At 51.3% G+C, this 19950-nt stretch carries 18 protein-coding genes; 2 read left to right on the top strand and 16 right to left on the bottom strand.

Annotated features, from left to right (window positions below):
• Positions 1–54 precede the first annotated feature (54 nt).
• The 6 genes from AC5JLP_RS03160 to AC5JLP_RS03135 form a co-directional block, all read right to left on the bottom strand.
• Positions 55–1446, bottom strand: a complete 1392-nt coding sequence (locus AC5JLP_RS03160) for a hypothetical protein (RefSeq protein WP_496066447.1) — start codon at positions 1444–1446, stop codon at positions 55–57.
• Between the two features lie 156 nt (positions 1447–1602).
• On the bottom strand, positions 1603–1785 hold the full coding sequence (locus AC5JLP_RS03155; RefSeq protein WP_496066446.1) for a hypothetical protein: 183 nt from the start codon (positions 1783–1785) through the stop codon (positions 1603–1605).
• Between the two features lie 485 nt (positions 1786–2270).
• Complete coding sequence (locus tag AC5JLP_RS03150) at positions 2271–3470, bottom strand: glycosyltransferase family 4 protein (protein WP_496066445.1); 1200 nt, start codon at positions 3468–3470, stop codon at positions 2271–2273.
• Positions 3448–4734 (bottom strand): glycosyltransferase family 4 protein, encoded by a 1287-nt coding sequence (locus AC5JLP_RS03145; protein WP_496066444.1) that lies wholly within the window; start codon positions 4732–4734, stop codon positions 3448–3450. The genes AC5JLP_RS03150 and AC5JLP_RS03145 overlap by 23 nt, the downstream gene beginning before the upstream one ends.
• A complete protein-coding gene (locus AC5JLP_RS03140; protein ID WP_496066443.1) occupies positions 4731–5855 on the bottom strand; it encodes a glycosyltransferase family 4 protein in 1125 nt (374 codons plus the stop codon). The genes AC5JLP_RS03145 and AC5JLP_RS03140 overlap by 4 nt, the downstream gene beginning before the upstream one ends.
• A gap of 234 nt (positions 5856–6089) precedes the next feature.
• Positions 6090–7346 carry a glycosyltransferase family 4 protein gene (locus tag AC5JLP_RS03135; protein WP_496066442.1) on the bottom strand — a complete coding sequence of 419 codons (1257 nt, stop codon included), beginning with the start codon at positions 7344–7346 and terminating at the stop codon, positions 6090–6092.
• A gap of 344 nt (positions 7347–7690) precedes the next feature.
• Between AC5JLP_RS03135 and AC5JLP_RS03130 the strand changes: the two genes are divergently transcribed.
• Positions 7691–8734 carry a bestrophin family protein gene (locus AC5JLP_RS03130; RefSeq protein WP_496066441.1) on the top strand — a complete coding sequence of 348 codons (1044 nt, stop codon included), beginning with the start codon at positions 7691–7693 and terminating at the stop codon, positions 8732–8734.
• A 136-nt stretch (positions 8735–8870) separates the two neighbouring features.
• Here AC5JLP_RS03130 and AC5JLP_RS03125 read toward each other — a convergent pair whose 3' ends face one another.
• From AC5JLP_RS03125 to AC5JLP_RS03085, 9 genes are all read right to left on the bottom strand, one after another.
• On the bottom strand, positions 8871–10469 hold the full coding sequence (locus AC5JLP_RS03125) for a peptide ligase PGM1-related protein (protein WP_496066440.1): 1599 nt from the start codon (positions 10467–10469) through the stop codon (positions 8871–8873).
• A 104-nt stretch (positions 10470–10573) separates the two neighbouring features.
• Entirely contained in the window at positions 10574–11344 is a 771-nt protein-coding gene (locus AC5JLP_RS03120) for an MBL fold metallo-hydrolase (protein WP_496066439.1), read from the bottom strand.
• A 136-nt stretch (positions 11345–11480) separates the two neighbouring features.
• On the bottom strand, positions 11481–12203 hold the full coding sequence (locus AC5JLP_RS03115) for an anthranilate synthase component II (protein WP_496066438.1): 723 nt from the start codon (positions 12201–12203) through the stop codon (positions 11481–11483).
• A 158-nt stretch (positions 12204–12361) separates the two neighbouring features.
• Complete coding sequence (locus AC5JLP_RS03110) at positions 12362–12829, bottom strand: diacylglycerol kinase family protein (protein WP_496066437.1); 468 nt, start codon at positions 12827–12829, stop codon at positions 12362–12364.
• A gap of 161 nt (positions 12830–12990) precedes the next feature.
• Complete coding sequence (gene ybeY, locus AC5JLP_RS03105; RefSeq protein WP_496066436.1) at positions 12991–13530, bottom strand: rRNA maturation RNase YbeY; 540 nt, start codon at positions 13528–13530, stop codon at positions 12991–12993.
• Between the two features lie 59 nt (positions 13531–13589).
• Positions 13590–13853: a DUF3285 domain-containing protein gene (locus AC5JLP_RS03100; protein ID WP_496066435.1), complete on the bottom strand. Its 264-nt coding sequence runs from the start codon at positions 13851–13853 to the stop codon at positions 13590–13592.
• Between the two features lie 121 nt (positions 13854–13974).
• A complete protein-coding gene (locus tag AC5JLP_RS03095; RefSeq protein WP_496066434.1) occupies positions 13975–15267 on the bottom strand; it encodes a glycosyltransferase in 1293 nt (430 codons plus the stop codon).
• Positions 15268–15619: 352 nt separating this feature from the next.
• Positions 15620–16733, bottom strand: a protein-coding gene (gene prfB, locus AC5JLP_RS03090; protein WP_496066433.1) for a peptide chain release factor 2 whose coding sequence is annotated in 2 segments (ribosomal slippage) — positions 15620–16660 and positions 16662–16733 — 1113 coding nt in all. Because the reading frame shifts where the segments join, the coding sequence is not laid out codon by codon here.
• 167 nt (positions 16734–16900) lie between these two features.
• Positions 16901–17629 carry a Bax inhibitor-1/YccA family protein gene (locus AC5JLP_RS03085; RefSeq protein ID WP_496066432.1) on the bottom strand — a complete coding sequence of 243 codons (729 nt, stop codon included), beginning with the start codon at positions 17627–17629 and terminating at the stop codon, positions 16901–16903.
• Between the two features lie 274 nt (positions 17630–17903).
• Here AC5JLP_RS03085 and AC5JLP_RS03080 point away from each other — a divergent pair, with 274 nt between their 5' ends.
• Positions 17904–18689, top strand: a complete 786-nt coding sequence (locus tag AC5JLP_RS03080; RefSeq protein ID WP_496066431.1) for an RNA polymerase sigma factor SigF — start codon at positions 17904–17906, stop codon at positions 18687–18689.
• Positions 18690–18924: 235 nt separating this feature from the next.
• Here AC5JLP_RS03080 and AC5JLP_RS03075 read toward each other — a convergent pair whose 3' ends face one another.
• Positions 18925–19830: a 4-hydroxybenzoate solanesyltransferase gene (locus AC5JLP_RS03075; protein ID WP_496066430.1), complete on the bottom strand. Its 906-nt coding sequence runs from the start codon at positions 19828–19830 to the stop codon at positions 18925–18927.
• Positions 19831–19950: the final 120 nt, after the last annotated feature.

The raw sequence follows: 19950 nt of genomic DNA, 5'->3' as shown, positions 1-19950 counted from the left end.
TAATCGCTGTTGGTAGAGAGCAATTGCCCCTCCACTTTAGTGTTCTCCTTCGCTCTACTGTCTATCTGGATAGTAGATCATCGTGGCTAACGTGTTAAGTTGCTCATAATGTTGCTGCCGTTTAAGCTGACGCTCTTGCCACTGTAAGCCGATTAGTACAGCAATAGAAAGCATAAAACCAGGTTCTTCTAGCAGTGTAAAGATGAAGCCATTAATCAAGACATTAAAAACAATGAATTTGGAAAGGTCATCGGGGCAAAGGCGTTGCCATACAACGATCCAGATATAGATATAAGCAATTAAGCCTAAAACGCCTAAATCCCCCCAAATGGCAGCCCATCCCCAGAAGGGAGAGAACATACTGGAGTCTAGATAGCTGCCATCCCAAATTTTCCAAAACTCGTTTGTCACCACACTATTGCTAGTTGCACCAAGCGGATTGAGAATACTTGCATAGTCTCGAATCATCCAGCCACCAAGACGACCGATCGTGTGCCCAGGGCCGAGTCCTAAAAAGCTATTCAAGATTGATGCGTAATAGGTGGGAATAATGCGAAGCGGTGACAACTTTTGCAAAGTCGCATCACCATCAGGCCCATAAATTTCTGGCCTTACCCACGTTTTGTAAGCTCGAAAAAGTTCGATGTTCTCGACACACCAAAATAACATGAGTACAACCACAGCAGCTAGCGCTACGTATTGTAAAGTCACACGGATATTTTTGGCACGGGCAAGAATCAGGCAAACCCAACTCACTAAGGCGACCAAAAGCACCTGCTTTGCATCGGCAATTAAAATTTGCAGAAAAGCCGCAAAGACGATCGCGAGTCGAATCCAAAGTTTAACGTTTTTAGCAGATGCTAGATAGTAAAGGCTAAAAAATAAGGAAACAGATGCCGCTACGACGTGCCCACCATAGGAGAAATAGAAAACGCCTTGCACATTGTCTTCGATCGTGGCTTTAGTATGAGCGAGAATACCTAAAGCAATAGCAATTCTTTGACCAAATGCCAGGATAGCATGCCCAGCGATAAAGCCTAATAGCCAGTTTCTAAATGATTGAAACTCTTTCCAGGAGATGGGGATACAAAGAATCGTTAGAAGCAGAAGGAATCCTTCCGTCAGCAGTAAAAAATCTAATGTGACATTAATAGCAGCGGCTGTATTGAGCAACGCACTGGCGATAATGACTCCCAGAAACAGTAAAAGACTGGATGCTAAGGCTCTAATCGTGGCAATTTGTTGTCGATCTTTGACGCGGGTTTGAAAGAAAATAAGTCCGCATACGAACGGAACCACTGCAAAGTGCACAAAATTAATGGCTGGCGGTGCACCCATTGCACTCAAAATTCTGGGAAAGAAAGCAGTGGCAAAGGCGATGAGAACGAGTGTTGAGCCTTTGAAGATGCCACCTTCGTGTTGATAGGTCACTGTGTGTCCGTTCATGACGCTCTTTCAAGGTGAGTCTTGGTGAGTATTGTCTGCTGCGGGCAGTCTGATACCAATTTGAATTGAAAATGCGACACATCCTGTAGGGGCAAGGCATTGCCTTGCCCCTACCCACCGATTGATCTGTAGCCGTTATTCTTTAAATCGGTATGACTAGAGTTTATGGCGATGACAGATGATGACGATCGCAAACAATCCGTCGCTTTCACCAACGGCAGCCTGCTCCCTTGTCTCTATTAGCAGCCGTGCCGCTGCTGCATCAGGAAAATGAGCGAACTGGATGGCTTGTTGGTTAGCTGAAGTCTGTTGGCTAAAATCTTTGATGGCAGAACGCAAGTATCATCCGATCACTTCACCTGATTAGGACTTACGCAAAAGCGGTCATCTTTCGCCCCCTAGTCCCCAACTTTTGGGGGAACCGTCTCAATCAAAGCCCCCAAGATTGGGGGTTTGGGGGCAAATGCGTAAGTCCTACTGATGCCTGCGTTCTGCTGGAAGCCTTACTGTACAGCGTTGTCTGCGTTTCAGTCTCTATCTGTTTGCTGGTTGAGTCAGTCTGGAGCGTTTTGCTCTGCTAAAGGTCGGGCTGGACTCTAGGGCAGTCAATCGATTTGCGTTGAGACGGTGTGCCAGTTAGTGCTGAAGCTTTTGGTGAGAGTCAAACGAAGCAACCTTCTTTGCTGCTGCTTAACTCTGTTCTGATTGAACGGTTGTTTTACGTTTAACTGATGTTGCTTAACGAACGTTGCGCTTAACTGATCTCGTGTCTTTTCGGTTTAAGCTGCCTACTCATGCCGTGTGATGAATCGCATGGTTCGCTATCAACCAACTTTAACGGGCGTTACAGATTTAAAGACAGCATTTGGCTGCACTCGTGCGTAAATATCCATCAGCTTGTGGTAGTTCTTAGATGGTGTGTACTTTGCCTCATACTCGGCACGTGCGGCCTTCCGCATCTGCGCGAGTTTACTGGCATTGGTCATCGCCCAGTCAACTTTTGCCGCTAGGTCGTTGGAGTCAGCCGGATGGAAGTGGAGACCAGTCCGATTGTTGTCTACTAATTCGGCGATCGCGCCAATGTTTGACGCAATGACAGGCGTTCCTTTGGCAAAGGCTTCGATAGCAACCCGACCAAAGGTTTCATACCATTTAGACGGGAAGACAAGGAATTGTGCCTCACCCATGAGGGCATACACCTCTGACATGGGTTTGCGTCCTAGCCATTCAATGTGGGGCGATCGTTGGCTAGCTGCCATCACTAGATCGGCAAGCGGCCCGTCCCCAACGATTTTGAGCGGCATGGGATGCTTCAATTTTTCCCAGGCTTCTAGCAGCGTATCCAGCCCTTTTTCTACCGAGAGCCGTCCAACGTATAGCGCATAGCCACCCTGTCCTGATCCCTGACGTGAATCGGAATAGACAAAGTTTGGCTTCACGACAATCTTCTCAGCAGGCAAACCACCCTCAATAAATTTTTGGCGAGCAAATTCAGTCAAGGCGATGTAAACATCCACCATGTCTGTCCATGTGCTCATGGCGCGGTGCGTGGTGATCATAGCTGTAACCGCCGTGCTAGCAGGGCGACTACCGCGATAACACCCACGTGCTACCGCTGGGTATGGGACGGGTTTACCCATGCAGTCTTCGCAAACCTTGCCTTCCCGGAAAAAGAGACCGTTAGGGCACAGTAGACGGTAGTTTCGCAGCGTTTGGACAACGGGTACACCCTCAGCTTTGGCGGCATAATAAACAGAGGGTGAAATCAACGGAAAGAAATTTTGGACATGGATTGCGTTGTAATCAGCTCGCTTCAGCCGTTTGCTGACCATTTGATAGGCTTCTTGAGACCAGATGGTTTTCATAGCCATCTGTACTGGATTCATCTGTGAAACCTGATCGTTGCTCTCCTCGTACACATCAACCAAATGCCCCCTGTCTCGTAGCAACCGCTCTTCGGCTTCGCGTGACTCATCTTCGCCACCGCGAATTTGATACTTGTTATGTACGCTTAGGATACGCATGTGGGTCAATCTCCTGAGTGAGGGCTTGCGTCTCTGCTGCCGAAAGCACGTCGGCATAGAGCTGTGTGAAGCGATGCACCCTAACGTTCCAGTCGAAAACGGTCTGCACCCTCTGCTGACCGGCTTGTCCCATCTGAGTGCCTAGCTCAGCGTTGTGCGCGAGGTGCGCCATTGCCTCTGCTAGATGTTTGACGGCCTGTTCTGGGTCAGGCGCTGGTACTTTGAACCCAGTTGCCTCTGTGACCTGAGTGGCTGGGCCACCCAAATCTAGGCAGATGACGGGACGGCTAGCTGCCATTGCTTCCAGGCAAACCCAACCGCCAGAATCGTGCAGGCTGGGATGGATCAGGGCATGGCACGTCTCCAGCTTTTGCAGGGTTTGGTCACGAGGCAGCAAGCCCCAGAACCGCACCCGATCGCCAATCCCCAACGCTTGAGCCAGCGCTTCTAACGCAGCTTTCTCAGGCCCGTCCCCCACCACCCAGTACTCGGCATCAGGAATATTGAGTTGAGCAAACGCTCGTAGCCCCAGGTGGAAGCCTTTCCAATGCAACAGCCGACCGATCGAGATGACACGAAAGGTTGATTGCGGCATGGGAGACAGAGCCGAAAGGGTGGCGAAATCAGTTTTGGGAATCCCTGCAACCCCGAAAATTTCGATGCGCTTGCACCCCATAGCGGCCAAACGATCGCGGGTTTCGGCGGTAGCTGCCAGGGCGATCGCGCTGCGTCGTGCTGTAAGCCGCACGAAGGGATCGCGTTCACCGAGCGATCGCGCCGTATCACGCAACAGTTCATAGACCTTGCCGCGCAGGCTCAGGTCATGCCAGAAGGGTTTGGGAGCCGATTCGCCACCCCCGATCGGCCCCCAGACAAACGGCACGGGTAGTAGCGCGAGAAAGCTGGGACCCCAATGCTTGACGTAGGTGACGTGGTGTACGAGGTCGAAACCAATGTCGCGGTGGAGCGTTTTAGCGGCAAAGTAGATGCCGACTTGCCAGAGGTAGTAATGCAACTGCCCGCCACGCAACCCCTGTTTCCACCAGCCCATCCAGTAGGGAATGTCGTAGTAGACGATGTGGAGGTTGGGGTCGGGGTGCCTGACCAACTCCGCTTCGATACCAGCACGGTTATCCTCGCGGGTGAGTACCCAGACGTGATGCTGCCCGGTAAGTTCCTTGGCAATATGCCAACCAATGCCGGGATCTGACCCGCGTCCAGGCCCACAGGCATAGGCTGAAAGCAACAGCTTAAGAGGCTTCATAGCGTGTCATCCGAGAGTTGTTCGTACACTTCAGCGATGCGCTCGGCAGTGCGTTCCCAGGTAAAGGCTTGAACCCGTGCCAACCCTTTTTCTATGAGCGATCGACGAAAGGTCGGATCATTCCGAATCCGGCAAACCGCTTGCACGATCGCGCCCACATCCAGCGGTTGCACCACCACAGCAGCATCACCCGTCACCTCTGGCAGCGAAGTCGCGTTAGAAGCGATGACGGGCGTACCACAGGCCATTGCTTCCAGTACCGTCATGCCAAAGCCCTCATACAAAGACGGCGTGAGCAGCACATCGGCAGCGTTGTAAAGCTTGATCAGCGTGTCTTTAGACGTTCTGCCTACGTGGGTGATGACATCGCTCAGGTGATGGGTGTTGATAAACGTTTGCTGAGCCGCGTTGAACGGGGCACCAGACTTGAGCAAATGCACTGGAATACCCTTCTCCTTCAGCACATAAAGCGCTTGTAGCACCGTTTCTATATTTTTGCGGGGGTGGTTGGAACCTACGTTGAGCAGACAAATGGTTTCGGGTGCAAAACCGTATTGCTGCCGGATGTCTGCGATCGCATAATTAGAACCTGGTTGAAAACAGGGTTCCACCGCGTTGGGAATCGTGGTCAATCGTGTCGGTGCGATCGGCAGCAGTCGCATGACATCCTTTGCCGTGTAGTCAGAAACCGTGAGGATGCGATCGGCATGGCAAATGCCCTTCACCGCCAATCGCCAAAACGCGGCGCTAATGGGTGCAAACCGTGCCTGGTCACTAATGTTTTCAGGCTGAAGGAAATTGATGAGGTCGTGGCAGGTCACAACGAATGGGGTTTGGGACGATCGCAGCCAGTACCCAACGTGCCCATCGCTGTGATCCACTACATGCACCACATCAGCTTGCAGGCGTTTGACCCGCGACGGAAAGCGCCAATAGCGTTCGGTGTATTTCCACGCACCCGCAATCGGCGACTTTCCCAAACCGCGAGGAGTTGAGCCAGGTGCTAGTTCAATGATGTTCCACTGCGGTCGAACGGCTTTTAAGCCGTTGACGATGCCATCTGCGTAGACATCCATGCTAAAGGACACACCACGCGCCCTACGAACCATTGCAATACGCATGAATTCCACTGCTCGCGATCAACAACTGAGAGGGTGAGCAAACCAAACTTGCGTTCAGAGACAGAGCTTTAAGGGAGGCAGACCGATTGTGATTAGTTGGGTCTGCGCTTAGAGGTTGGTAGGCTAAAGCGCTGTTTGCTCACGGATGCACCCGTTGTTTCCAGACCGCACTATCAAGCGGTTAATCTACTCTTGATGAGCAGTTAGTCCACTCTTCATAGGTTCGAGCCGTCATCAGGGCATTGTGCTAACAGATATGTCTTGAGATAGAGATTTTGTTTCTTTGCTATGACGTTTTAGCGGAGGCTGGAGCTGTTCAATGAGGGTCATGAAGGCGTTCAATTCGCAGTTCAAGTCCTGCCCCGCGAAGACTTCACGGGCATGCTGGCTGTATGCAGTGCGAGTTTCGCGATCAGTCAACGCTAAGACAGCCTGCGTGAGTGCCTCGACATCTCCGCAGGCGTAAACCAGTCCGTTATGGCGGTGCTGCACCGTGTCGCGGTAGCCCCAATTGCCACAGCGATCGCTCAAAATTGCGGGACATCCCGCTGCCATTGCTTCAGACACCACTAAAGGGTGTGGGTCAATGCGAGAGGTCGAGACAAAGCTATCTAGCGCTGCGTAGTACAGTGGCAGCTTACTCTGGTTCACAAACCCCACGTTTAGCACCTCGCCCTGAAGTTCGGACAGGCGTTGCTCGATCGCGGGCTTGAGTTCACCGCCACCAATCATCACGCCGCGCACCCGTGAATCCTGCTGATGGGCTTTGGCGATCGCCTCGATGAACTCAAACGGATTTTTGCGATCGATATATTTGCCGACAAAGCCGTAGAGAATGGTGTCATCATTCCAGCAAAGCTCCCGTCGGATTGCCTGGATTTCGTCGTGCCGTTGGGCGATCGTCTGCTCAAAGCGATCGCGATCGACGGGATAGCAGCCCCGCACCATTTTCTCGTCGGCCACCCCATAATGCCGCAGGTAAATCTCATTGTGATCGCCGCTCGAAATCCAGCGATCGGCTAACCCATACATCCAGGGATAAAGGATGGCTTGAATGACTTTTCGCAGGTAACTGTAGCGATCGTCGGTGATGATGGTCGCGTCATTTTGCATGATGATGGGAATGCCGCGCAGTTTGCACAGCAGCACCGTCAGACGATAGGAATGGTTGAAAAAGCTGGGCAGAAAAACGGCATCAAAATTCTGCCGGGTTAACCGCGACCATAGGCCTGGATTGAACAATTTCTTGTCAATTTTGCTGGCAACCTTACCGCTGAGCGTGGGCAAAAACTCGTGCTCATAGCCTCCTGTCAAATCCACATCCCACGGTTCGGTGCTACCCAGATGACGATCGCCGCTCATTTGATTCTCATTACACAAATAGAATGCCGTCACTGCGACTCTGGGCTGCTCATTTAACTTGCGCCACAGGGGGGCATGGTGTTGTGTTGGATGTGTAAAGACAATGCCCAGGCGAAAGGGGTTAACCATAGAAGGCTCCAGGGAATAATGGGGGCAAAATTCGTTGAAAAACGGTATTTCGTCGCTCTATGTCTCTCTAAGGTCTTCCCAGCGATCGATAATTATCCGCCTGTAAAAGATGAAGAATTGATGAACCTAACCCAGAAGCCAGGAGAAAAGGTAAAAGCCACTCCTTGCCCATCATCTTGATCTTGACAAATTACTAGCCATAAAATTTACAGCGATAATTTCTAGCCGTAGACAGGTATAACAAAGTTCTGCAAAGGCTTCGACGATCGCAAGTCGAGACATGGGATAGCCAGCGTCGTGGAAACGACCCAGCTACCCTATCAGGCACTTACAACCATTTTCAGTTGCATGCACACACCCAACACCCTGACCCTCACACCCATCCTCAAAGTCGCTGGTTCATACACGACATCATCTGGCTGAAGAAGTCGATCGATCGTTTAAACTGCTTGAAAGAACGGTGGGGTAAAACTGATTTGGAGCCTATGGTGACTGAGCGCAAACACTGGTTTCAAACGGTCTTTCAAATCAAAGGGTCAGTCATTCCCTCCATTTTGGGACGCACAATTCTGTGTGGAGCGTTTGGTATTTTTATTTCTGTGCTGTTTTACTACGGGCTACCCGTAGCCATGCCAACTCTGGCAAGCCTCATTCCTAACATCGTGCTGGGCTTGCTGCTCGTCTTTCGCACTAACACAGCCTATGAGCGCTTTTGGGAAGGACGCAAGAGTTGGGGCACGCTGGTAAATACCGTGCGTAACCTGGCGCGGCAAATTTGGCTAGCGATCGCCACCCCGACAGCAGAAGCTCACACTCAAAAAATGGTCGTTTTGCGAATGCTCGTTGCTTTTTGCGTTGCCACCAAGCTGCATTTACGTCACGAGCCTATCAACGAAGAGTTACAAGCGCTTTTACCACCTGAGAAGTACGACATGCTCCATAAAATGAATCATCCAGCTCTGGAGATTGCGTTTTGGATTGGGGACTACTTCCAGCAGGAGTACGAGCGCAATACCCTCAATCCCTATCAAGTCAGCGCGTTGCATAAACTGCTAGACGCAATGGTGGATATGCTCGGAGCCTGCGAACGCATCCTCAAAACGCCGATGCCACTAGCCTACGCCATCCATCTCAAACAACTGCTGCTGCTGTACTGCCTATCGCTACCCTTTCAAATGGTCGGTAGCATTGGCTGGTGGACAGGCCCCGTGGTGATTCTCATCAGCTTTACCCTCTTCGGCATCGAAGAAATCGGCATCGAAATCGAAAACCCTTTCGGGCACGACCCCAACGATCTCCCCCTGGATGCCATCTGTGCCACGATGCTCCGCAATATTGAGGATTTGATGACGCTAACTCCGGGGGGAGGGATGAAGGGTGGGGGATGAGGGATGAAGGGTGGGGGATGAGGGATGAAGGGGATGGGGAGAGTTATGAGTTTTGAATTTTGAGTTTTGAGTTCTGCTTCCCCCGCTTCCCTCGCTTCCCCTGCTCCCCCTGCCTTTTACCTTCTGCCTTCTACCCCTACCACCCCATCGATAGCCCTACTACGTGCGATCGTGGTTCTTCGTCGCTCGATCGAGTTTCTTCGTCCAGGGCGCGGATCAGGCGATGGTACATTTCTTCTGCTTGCTGGGGCGAGTTGCCAATGCTGGTTAAGCCCAACTTGCCAAACTCGGATAGACAGCCCATGAGGTGAAATACGGTGCCGGTTTCGGTGCTGGTGTCAAAGTGGAGTTGATGCAGGGCGACGATATCCATTAGGTCATTAGGCAGCAAGCCCTGATAGCGATCTTTTTGCAGATTATCGGTGGCAATGTAGTACTTGGGTCGTCCCTGCTGACTGTAGAATAGACCGCTGGACAGGTCATAGCGTCCGTTTGTCAAAAACTTGAGCGTCATGAAGGGGTGAGTCGTACCGCCTTTACGCAGGTTAATTTCGATCGCTTGAATATCCCACTCTGGTTTACCGGGCTGATCGGGTTGATGGACGGCAACAAAATCTACGCCAAAGCGTTCCATTGCTCCTTTTTCGGCAAGATTTTTGCCAATCCGCAGTCCTAAATCCTGCAAGCGTAAGCGGTAGGTTTCATCAGCAGGAAAGCTACAGCCCAAGTAAATCTGTCCGCTGGGGCCACCCAAAATTTGGTCGTGAGTGGACAAAATTTCGACTTCGCCTGTTGGTGTGATCCGACCCTGCACGCTGGGAGATCGCTTTTCGTCACCTTCGAGAAACGCTTCGACGATCGCACCCAACGTTGGAATCCGGCTGCTGAAGTTTGTCCAGGTTTCGGTCGTGGCTTCAAAAGCAAGCTGCTGAAACTGATCTTTCAAGACCTCTACTCGTTTTTGATGCGACGTTGTGCCCGGTTCGGCAAATTGAATCGGACGCAGATCCAGCATCGCGTTTCCTTCGCCCGAAAAGCCCTCGTTGAGCTTGACGACCATGCGGTTGAGGGTGGGCTGACGTTCCCAAAGCTCGGCAGCGGCGATCGCCAACTCCTCAGCGCTCCACAGGCTGTTGCTTCCGTCTGGATGAGGTACGCCAGCTTCTGCAAAAATCTGGCGGCTACCGCTTTTAGTACCCCATTCCAATAAAGCAGGATCAAGGGCATACAGGGGAATGCCGAGCTTCACCGACAGATCCCGCTCTGCTGCCGTAGCGTTGTAGCAAATCATGTAGGCCCGATCGCGCTGCACCGCCATCCGAATGCGCTCCAACAGACGTGGGCGATCGAGAATCTTTTGGCTCAGGGGCCTCAGCGACGAATCGTAGGTAGACAGCAGCAGCAGGCGATCGCGGGCATGGGAAAACGGAATACCCGGCAGCAGTTGCAGGTAATAGTCAATCACGCTGGGATGCAGCGGTTGAGACGTAATGTACACCAATCGTGTACGGGGATTGCGTAGCCGAATCAGCGAGAACAGCAGCCGCTCCTCATAATGGTGCACACCCTGAATTTTGACCAGCTCGTGTGGGTCAAGGCTGAGCGACGGCACCACTACAATATCCGCATCGCTGCCATCAAACCGTTCGACGGTCTGCCAGCGATCGCGCAACTGACTTTGCAGCGTATGAAACTGAGCCGCTGTCTCAGAGGCCGCAAGATTTCTTGTTTGCATCAACACCCGCCCCCGCGCTCCTGGTCGTCCTCATTACAGTCATCTTAGACGAGCAAGAGAAGAAATCTGTCTTCTCTGGGAAGGAGTGCGGCGGTGTGAATGGTCTAAAAGGGGTAGCTAAACACTTGAATGGCAGATCCTTCTTTGGGCAAATCTGCTGATCGCAGACTCAAGGTATTGCTACCTCGGCGTACCGGAGTGCCACTCATGAGTGCCAGAAAACGATCGACCCCCACACTCTCACACTCTTTGTTCGCGGCCTTAGTGCGATAGTGCGTGGGCACAATCAATTTGGGATTGAGCACCTGAACGGCTTGCTTTGCCTCATCAGGTGTATAGACATTTGCCCCACCACCGATTGGCAAAAACAGGACATCTGGCCGACCCATGAGGATTTTTTGCTCTAACGAAATCGGCCCTGCAATGCCACCCAGATGCAGCAGTTTCAGACCGCCCTGCTGCCACTGCCACGCCACATTTGTGCCGAAGCGCTTCCCGCCGAAGCGATCGTGATCCGTCTGAATGCCCTGAATCCGCTTTTTGTTGAACTGATACACGCCCGGTTCATACAGCAGACGCGGGTTGCCAGGAACGATTTCTACCGCCCCTTCATCCAGTAGCTGACTGCTAATCAAGACCAGTTCTACCGACACTTTCGGTGCCTTATAGCCAGCCGTACAGCCCAGCGATCGAAACGGGTTCACCAAAATCCGCCGCCCGTCACCTGTGAATAAAAAGCAGGAATGCCCCAACCACTGCACGCCTAAACCACCGCCACTCTGAGCGTGATAGCCCTGCAACCCAGAAGCCACTCCCAACCCAACCGTAGACAGTAAGCCTGCCCCTGCATAGCGTAACAATCGCCGCCGTCTCATAATCTCCCCTCACCGAACAAAAAAGTGTTGAGTTTTGAGTTAAGAGTTTTGAGTTAACAGGTCGTAGAGGTTGATTGACCTAAACATCAACACCTAAACATCAACTCAAAACTCAAAACTTAGAACTCATAACTGCTCATTGCTGACTGGCGATCGACGCTAAAAAGTTCCTTAATAGCTGCTTACCGGAGTTCGTGAGAACACTTTCAGGATGAAACTGCACGCCTTGAACATGGGGATACTGCCGATGACGCACACCCATAATCGTACCGTCGTCCACCCAGGCCGTAATTTCCAGTACCTCTGGGCAAGCCTGCCGATCAATCACCAGACTATGATACCGGGTTGCGGTCAGCGGATTTTCGATTCCTTGAAAAACGCCCACACCCGTGTGATGGACAGGAGACGTTTTGCCATGCATCAGCACTGGCGCAGACACAATCTTGCCACCAAACACCTGCCCAATGCCTTGGTGCCCCAGACAAACACCCAAAATCGGCAGCGTTGCCCCAAAGGTTTCAATAATCGCTTGCGAAACGCCTGCATCTTCAGGACGACCCGGCCCCGGTGAGATCACGATCGCATCCGGTTGAAGCTGACGAATTTCCGCCAACGAAATCTGATCATTGCGATAAACCTGAACGTCCGCCGCAACCAGAAACTCACTGCCCAACTCGCCCAGGTATTGCACCAGGTTGTAAGTAAAACTGTCGTAGTTGTCAATCACAAGAATCATTTGGAAACCACTCAGGTTTTGGACAAGGGATTGCTTATACCAATTTGAATTGAAAATGCGACACATCCTGTAGGGGCAAGGCATTGCCTTGCCCCTACCCACCGATTGATCTGTAGCCGTCATTCTTTAAATCGGTATTACGCTAAACATCCTAGCCGTTTTATGATTTTTAGCTGTCAGCCCTCAGCCCTCAGCCCTCAGCTTCTTTTGCTGCTCGCCTTCTGCCTTTTGCCCTTTACCTTTCGCCTTTTCCCCTCTACCTTTCGCCTTTTCTTTCCACCCTAAAGCAGATAAGCGGCAATCAATAGCCATAGTTTCGGCAGTAGCAGCGAACTTGCGACACAAACGGCTGCCAGAGCAGAAACCAACACAGCGGCGGCTGCACAGTCTTTAGCGATCTTGGCTAACTCGTGGTAAGACTGCTTCACCGTTAAATCAACCACAGATTCTAACGCGGTATTCAAAAGCTCCATCGCCAGAACAGCCCCGATCGTGAGTCCAATAATTGCCATCTCCACCGCATCGAGCTGTAAAAAAACACCCAACGCCATCGCAAACGTACCGACAAACACATGCACACGGAAGTTACGCTGTGTTTGAAATGCGTAGCTAACACCAGCCCATGCGTACTTAAAACTAACCAGTAGACTTGGCGCAACTTGCCACGAAAGATCTCGGTTTAGCGTTGCGATCGGCACCACTTTGCCATTTGTACGATCGGGGGTCGGGGCTTGAAGTTCAGGAGGCATACACCACAGGGAGAGAGAACCGTGAAGCGACTGAAAGAGACGGAGCTAAGCTTGCCAAAGAGGTAAAGAACCACCGCAAGAAGCAAATGCTAGAACTGCCTTAATTATGTAGCTACTCGTTTTGTGCAGATCATAGCCTTAGCTACAAACTACGAAGCATTCTATCCGGTCTTGCCTCTAAGACCAATGATCTCAAGCAGAACTTGCTGTTGCTTTAACATTCGGTTCAGGCTATCTTCATCCGGATGATCCCAGCCCAGCAAGTGAAGCAGGCCGTGAGCGGCTAACCACGCCAGTTCAACGTCTAGAGAATGTTTCTGCTCCTCGGCCTGTCGTTGAGCGGTACCCACCGAAATCACAATGTCGCCCAAGTAGAGCGGCAGCGTCGATTGCAACTCTTGTGGTTGCGGGTACGCTGATTCGAGCGCCGCAAAGGCAAGCACGTCTGTGGGCTTATCTTGCTGACGGTACTGATGGTTTAACTGTTGCATCTCTCGATCGCCCGTTAAACGTAAGCTCAACTCGTAAGACTCAATGGGCGACTGATCTGGCTCCAATACCTCTAACCAGGCTTGAAACCAGCGATCCCACGTTTCTGAGGCGATCGGGCAGGGCAGCGCGGTTGGATCAGGCGACCAGGCGATCGCGTCCCCTTCAGATAGCGTGTCATGATCCGCCTGTACGCAAACTTCAACGTTCACAGTTCAAAAGCCTCTGCGAATGGCTGCCGTCTAAGTATGCCAAAGGGAGCGCTCAGCCTTTACCGCGTGAGATACGATAGCCCCACCAAAACGGCTAGTAGAGCGATCGTGGTTAAAGTAAAGTGTTGCAGAGAAAGACCACGCTTGCGCACCATGTTCCGCATGGCGAGCTTGACGTAGCTTGGTTTTGGCTCGGTTACCGCTGGTGTCGTCGCTGTCGTCGAAGCTGCGGTAGCCATTTCTGCCTGTGTGGTGCTAGGCGAAAGCACAGCTTCTGCTGGCTCAGGCGAGTTCGCTTCAAAACTGGCATTCTGGGGTTCCATAAACTTTACTGCAATGACCTTACCCACTTATGGTAACAATCGTTGCTCTACAGATGAATGTCTAGGCGAACGTCTTGCTGTGCAGCAGCAGTTAACCTTACTCGCTTGCTATTTACGTTGATTAAACTAAATACGCTTTCAACAACTTACTGCGCTCATGGAAAACAACCTCAGAGTTAAAGCGCTTCCCGTTCTCGCCTGCTTGCTGCACCAATTGCGCTAGCCGAGGACGATCGCTCGATAAGGTTGTGATCAAGTCGCCGAGTTGTTTCCATTGATGGATCGGTACAAAAGCACCGCCCCCCAGTTCTTTTACAAGATCATCCGCATAGTCGCTCTGGTAACCCACGATCGCCGTACCACTGATGAGTGCCTCGATCAAACAGCGCGGTGACTCGGATGTAATGTGCGTGAACAGCATCACATGAGCCGCACGAATTTTTTGCAGCAGACAATCGCGATCGCTCTCAAAACCAGCCAGTTCGATGACGGCTTCTAAGCCGCGATCGGTGATCATGCGCTGCATCTCTTCCCGCAGACTGCCAGCACCGAGCCAAGTCGCTTTTAGGTTGATGCCTAAATGATGGGCACGTTCGATCGCTTTAATCCAATCTAAGGGCGCTTTCATCGTTTCCATGCGACCGGCATAGCAAATCTGGATGGGTTGACCATTCAAAACAGCGGCTACTTTTTCGCTGAGCGCTGCTGGTGCAATGGCATCTAATGCTTTTGTATGAATGTCGTGAACCAGAAAGCTGTTGTGGCAAAGTGGACTGTAAGCTGAATAACAGTCGGCTCCATGCCACAAACCAAGCGCCGCCCGCCGCATAATCCACCCGTTGTATTTTTCGATGAGGACGGAGAACACTCTGGCTTTCAAGCGCTTCGGCAAGCTTTTGTCCTTGGAAACTTGCAGGATGTGCTCATGTTCAACCCAATCCATGTGGATCGCATAGGGACGCTTTTGCCGATGAGCCGCGATCGCCCCCACGGCTGCCCAATCGCCGACTAGTCCACCCAAGCAAAACTGCAAGTAGCGGCTACGCGCAACCAATTGCGCTAACAACGACTGGGTTGCACGATAATGTTTCCCAAAAAGCGCGAACGAATACGCCCACGGCAAGGGCACAAACTCAAAGCGCTGTGGGTCTGCCAACGTTGCGGTATCACGCCAAACGATATTGGTCTGCTCTGCTGCCAGTGATTCTGGCATAAGTAGCGCGGCTACGGTGACAAAGCCAAAATTATCAGCCCACTGTTCTAACCCATTGCAGGCTTGCGCTTCAAAGAACAAGCGACCATCTACGAAGCGGAGCGGTACTGGTAATACCAGCAGCATCCCTTTTTGTGAAGTGTTTGTTGCGGCTGTTAAGCGAATCGATTCATCAACCTGCTGTGTAGCAAGATTAGCCATAGCGCACCAGCCTCAAAATTTTCAAAAGGAAAAATGCGTTGCACAAACCCTTCTCTGTGTAAGCTACCAAACCGATGAGATGTGCGTAAATGCATTCCACTGAGGCTTCACAGAATTTACCGTTGGCCTTTGTAAAACCTTTACGCATAGAGCTTACACACTCGCCTTTCTTTCTGGATGGTTCAATGGGCTCTTGGCTGCCTTTTTGATTATTTGCTAAACGATGCCGTGTACCCTCTACAGTCCTGGTACACCTTGTCAGAAGTAACTGATCATCTCACAAAAGCTCAGAGGCAGAAAGAACAACGTTTTTGCCTTCTGCCCTCTACCTTCCTACGTCTGCCTTCCTGTGCTAGCTATCAACCAGTTGAGCTTCTTGACGTAAATATGCCTGGATAAACGGGTCTAGATCGCCATTCATTACATCGGTAATAGCTGTGGTTTCAACGCTGGTGCGAAGATCTTTCACCATCTGGTAGGGATGAAACACATAGTTGCGGATCTGATTACCCCACGCTGCCTCGACCATATCGCCGCGAATATCAGCAATTTCCTTGGCTTTCTGCTCCTGGGCAATAATCAGGAGCTTTGCTTTAAGAATTGCTAAGGCTTTTTCCTTATTCTGAAGCTGCGATCGCTCTTGAGTACACCGCACGGCGATCCCCGTGGGAATATGCAAAATTCGCACAGCCGTTTCCACCTTGTTAACGTTCTGCCCCCCTTTGCCACCTGCACGGGAGGTGGTGATCTCCAGATCTTTATCGGGAATGTCAAGCTGCACAGAATTATCAATCAAAGGCATCACCTCTACCCCTGCAAAGCTGGTTTGGCGCTTGTCGTTGGCATTAAAAGGTGAGATGCGTACCAGGCGATGAGTCCCTTTTTCGGACTTGAGATAACCGTAGGCATAACGCCCGTCAATTTCGAGCGTGACGGATTTGATCCCGGCTTCATCGCCGTCCGATCGTTCAACTTCATGAACTTTATACCGATGGTCTTCTGCCCAGCGAAAATACATGCGTAGCAGCATCTCAGCCCAATCTTGAGCATCTGTGCCACCTGCACCCGCATTAATGGTCAAGACAGCACCTTTCTGATCGTAGGTGCCTGACAACAATTGCTGAAGTTCCCACTGGTCGAGGGCCTCACTAAGCTGCATCACATTTGAGTGCGCTTCCTGGAGTAAGGACTCATCCTCCTCTAGCTCCAGTAGTTCTAAGACGGCTCTGGCATCTTCTAAATTTGTCTGCCACTGGTCAAACTGTTCAAGATGCGCTTTGAGGTCGTTGAGCTCTTGCAACGTGTGTTGGGCGCTGTTTTGATCATCCCAAAAGGCTGGCTGGGCGGCAACTTGTTCTAAATCTTGGATTTTGGCAGTGATTGCAGGTACGTCAAAGATAGTCCTGAGTTTTACTCAGGCGCTCAGACAACAATTCGACTTCTCGCTTAATTTCGAGGGCTTCCATCACGATCGCAAAAATAACAGTTCGATTAATAGTTTAGGCGATTGCTGAATGCAAAGACGCGATCATCAGCCCTTGAAGACATCGCTTCTTGTATGAAGCTGTCTTTAATGAAGCTGCGATCGCGTCTCCGTTACGAAATATGAAGCACTTGCTTCTCGCTGGGATGTTTAGCGTCGTCCGTTCAACGCAATGAGCAGCCGCAAGATGAAGACAAACAGGTTGATGTAGGTCAAATACATCGACAGCGCGGCTGGTAGATACTGATCGTCTCGGTAGGTACGGGGCAGAATGTAGAAATCAACAACCGCCGCACCCGCAAACAGCAGCACACCAATGCCTGAGATAGCAACTTCTAAAAACGTAGGTGTGTAAATGCCGAAGAAACTTAGCCCAAATTGCAGCAACACAACTACAAATAGGGCAATAATGCCGAGGCGTACCGTTTTAGCCAGGGCTGAGCCATCGGCATCGCTCAGGTTAGAGCCAATTTGCCGCCCCGCAATGAACGCGATCCCGCAGCCAAGAGCCGCAATGCCAACGCCATTGATACCAACTCCCTGCGTGCGGAGGGCAATCGCCACCAGACCACTGAGCGTATAGCCCGAAAGCAGGCTATAGGTCGCCAGCAGGGGCAGCGCGACCCCATTGTTGCCTTTTTCTGCGACGCTAGATGCCACAAAAAAGAGAATGAGTTCTAACACCACCGCACCAATCACGGTAGGGAAGAAGATTTCTGGATTATTTTGTAAAACCTTTAGACCGCCAAAGGTGCCCACAGCAGTGAGTACTAGCCCACCACCCAGCCAGGGCAGCGCGTTGGCAATGACATTAGGACCCACAAGTGCGTGACCTTGAGCCTCACGCATGGCTTGCCGAAAGTTACTGGTATTACTCACAGGACGCTCTCTCGTTTAAGAAACAGTAATGGATCGTCATAGTGTCTATTTTCGCTCGAATTTTGGGAAACCGATCCAGACGCGGCTGATAATTTACCCGCCTGGTCGCCACTAAATCATGAGGTGTTAGACAGCTAGCGATTTAGTCGCGCTTACGTGTTTATGCCGAACTGCCCTTAGACCTCCCTGTATGAGTACCGTAGATCGACGATGGTGAGACCCCCTCTGCGTGAAGAACAATAGGCTCAACTCTGAAGTGAAAGGTGACCTGCAGATGATGGCTACTCAATCCTCGATTCGTTCACGCGGTATGGAATTGCTGATGTCCTACTATCAGCAGCCCTCGGTCAGGGTACGCAACCAACTGGTGCAGTTAAACGCAGGCTTGGTGAGAAAGATTGCTCATCGCGTAAGCCACCAGTGCGCTGAGCCTTATGAAGACCTTGAGCAAATTGGCTACCTGGGTTTGATCCGTGCCATCGAGCGTTTTAATCCTCATCAAGGGTGTGCGTTCAGTTCCTTTGCTGTTCCTTATATTCGTGGCGAGATGCTGCATTTTCTCCGCGATCGCAGCGGTACCGTTAAGATTCCCCGCCGCTGGCAGCAACTCAACAAAGAAGGTCAACGAGTGCGTGAAGCGTTGATGGAAGCGACAGGTCGTCAGCCTGGCGATAATGAGATTGCAGAAGCGCTGGGTGTCACGGTTAACGAATGGCGTGAAAGCAAGTTAGCGACCAAAAATCGGTTGCCACTTAGCTTGGATGCTACGATTTGCCAGCAAATTGACTCACCCATGACGCTCGGCGATACCTTACCCGATGCTCACTATCAAACCTTGCAAAATCTAGAGGAAGACCGCCAGCAGCTTCAGCGTGCCCTCAATCAACTAGAAGACAAAACACGTCAGGCGATCGAGTTTGTGTTCATCAAAGATTTGTCTCGTAAAGAAGTCGCAGAGCAAATTGGCGTTAGCCCCATGACTGTCACCCGCCGCATCCACCGTGGAATTCAGCAAATGGTAACGCTGCTTCAGCCTCAAGTGTTGCAGACCGATCCTTAAGCGTTGCAACCCATTATTATTCGGTTACGCTTTCACTAAGTAACTAGTATCCTGTGCTGGGTCGGCTGTAGCTGATCCAGCTTTTTTAATGAAGTAGAAGGGAATGGGGAGTCGGTTAAGGATGAGGGATGAAGGCTAAAGGATGAAGGATAAAAAGCTGACGGCTGACAGCTAATTTAACCGCTCTTTTCACTCAAAACTCAGAACTCAGAACTCAGAACTCAAAACTTCTTGTTTATCCCCTTGCACCTAAAATCATGCCAGCTAGTAGCACAAAACCGATCGCAACGTTTTGTTTAAAGAGTTGGGCGTAGGTGTGGTGTGGAATGGTTTTCTGGCAGAGGCGGTAGTATTGCCATGCCCAGAGGAGAGCGGCGATCGCTAGCGTGATCCAGAACGCTATGCCTAGAGACATCACGAGGCCCAGTTGCCATAAGCAAAGAACGGTACCTGCGTAAAAGAGACCGACTGCGTGCGCTACGTAGGCACCGAAGAAGAGGGCACCCGATTTGATGCCAATGCGGCGATCATCATCGCGATCGGACATGGCGTAGACAATATCGAAGCCGAGCGTCCACAGTACAGTAGCTCCCCAGAGCAGCCAGGTCGCGGTGCCCAGACAGGGCGTTGGTGCAGGAGTTGCATTACAGCTAACGGCACTCCAACTAATGAGGACGGCAAAGCCCCAGGCGATCGCCAACACCAACTGCGGGATGGGAAACAGGCGCTTTGCTAGTGGATACAGCACAATCACGGGCACGGCTGCCACGCAGAGCCAAAAGGTAAGCGGGTTGAGATACAGTGATAGCCCCCACGCGCAGACAAACGCAACCAGCGCAATGACAATGCCAACCTTAACGGAAAGAGTTCGTGCTGCCAGCGGACGGCTACGGGTGCGCTGCACTTTAGGGTCAATGTCTCGATCCCAAAGGTCATTGACAACGCAGCCTGCCGCACTGGTTGCCAGCGTTCCCAGGACAATGACTCCGATCAGCAGTGGTGGTGGAGTCCCTCGTGCGGCAAGCACAACAGCCCACAGTGCAGGAATCATTAAAATCAGGCGACCTTCTGGCTTATCCCAGCGTAGAAGCCGAAAAACGGTTAGCCAGGTAGGTGCAGGGCGTTCAGGGGAAGCAGTCATAGAGAAAACTGGAATAGAGGGTCAACAAGATATCTTGACCAAAACCTCGGAGGTTTAAGCAACGACATCAATAATGCTTGATTCCTGGTTCAAACCTCCGAGGTTTGCGTCGGTCGTATT

It is taken from the genome of Stenomitos rutilans (genome assembly GCF_059505485.1).
This window is presented reverse-complemented; position numbering and strand designations above follow the sequence as displayed.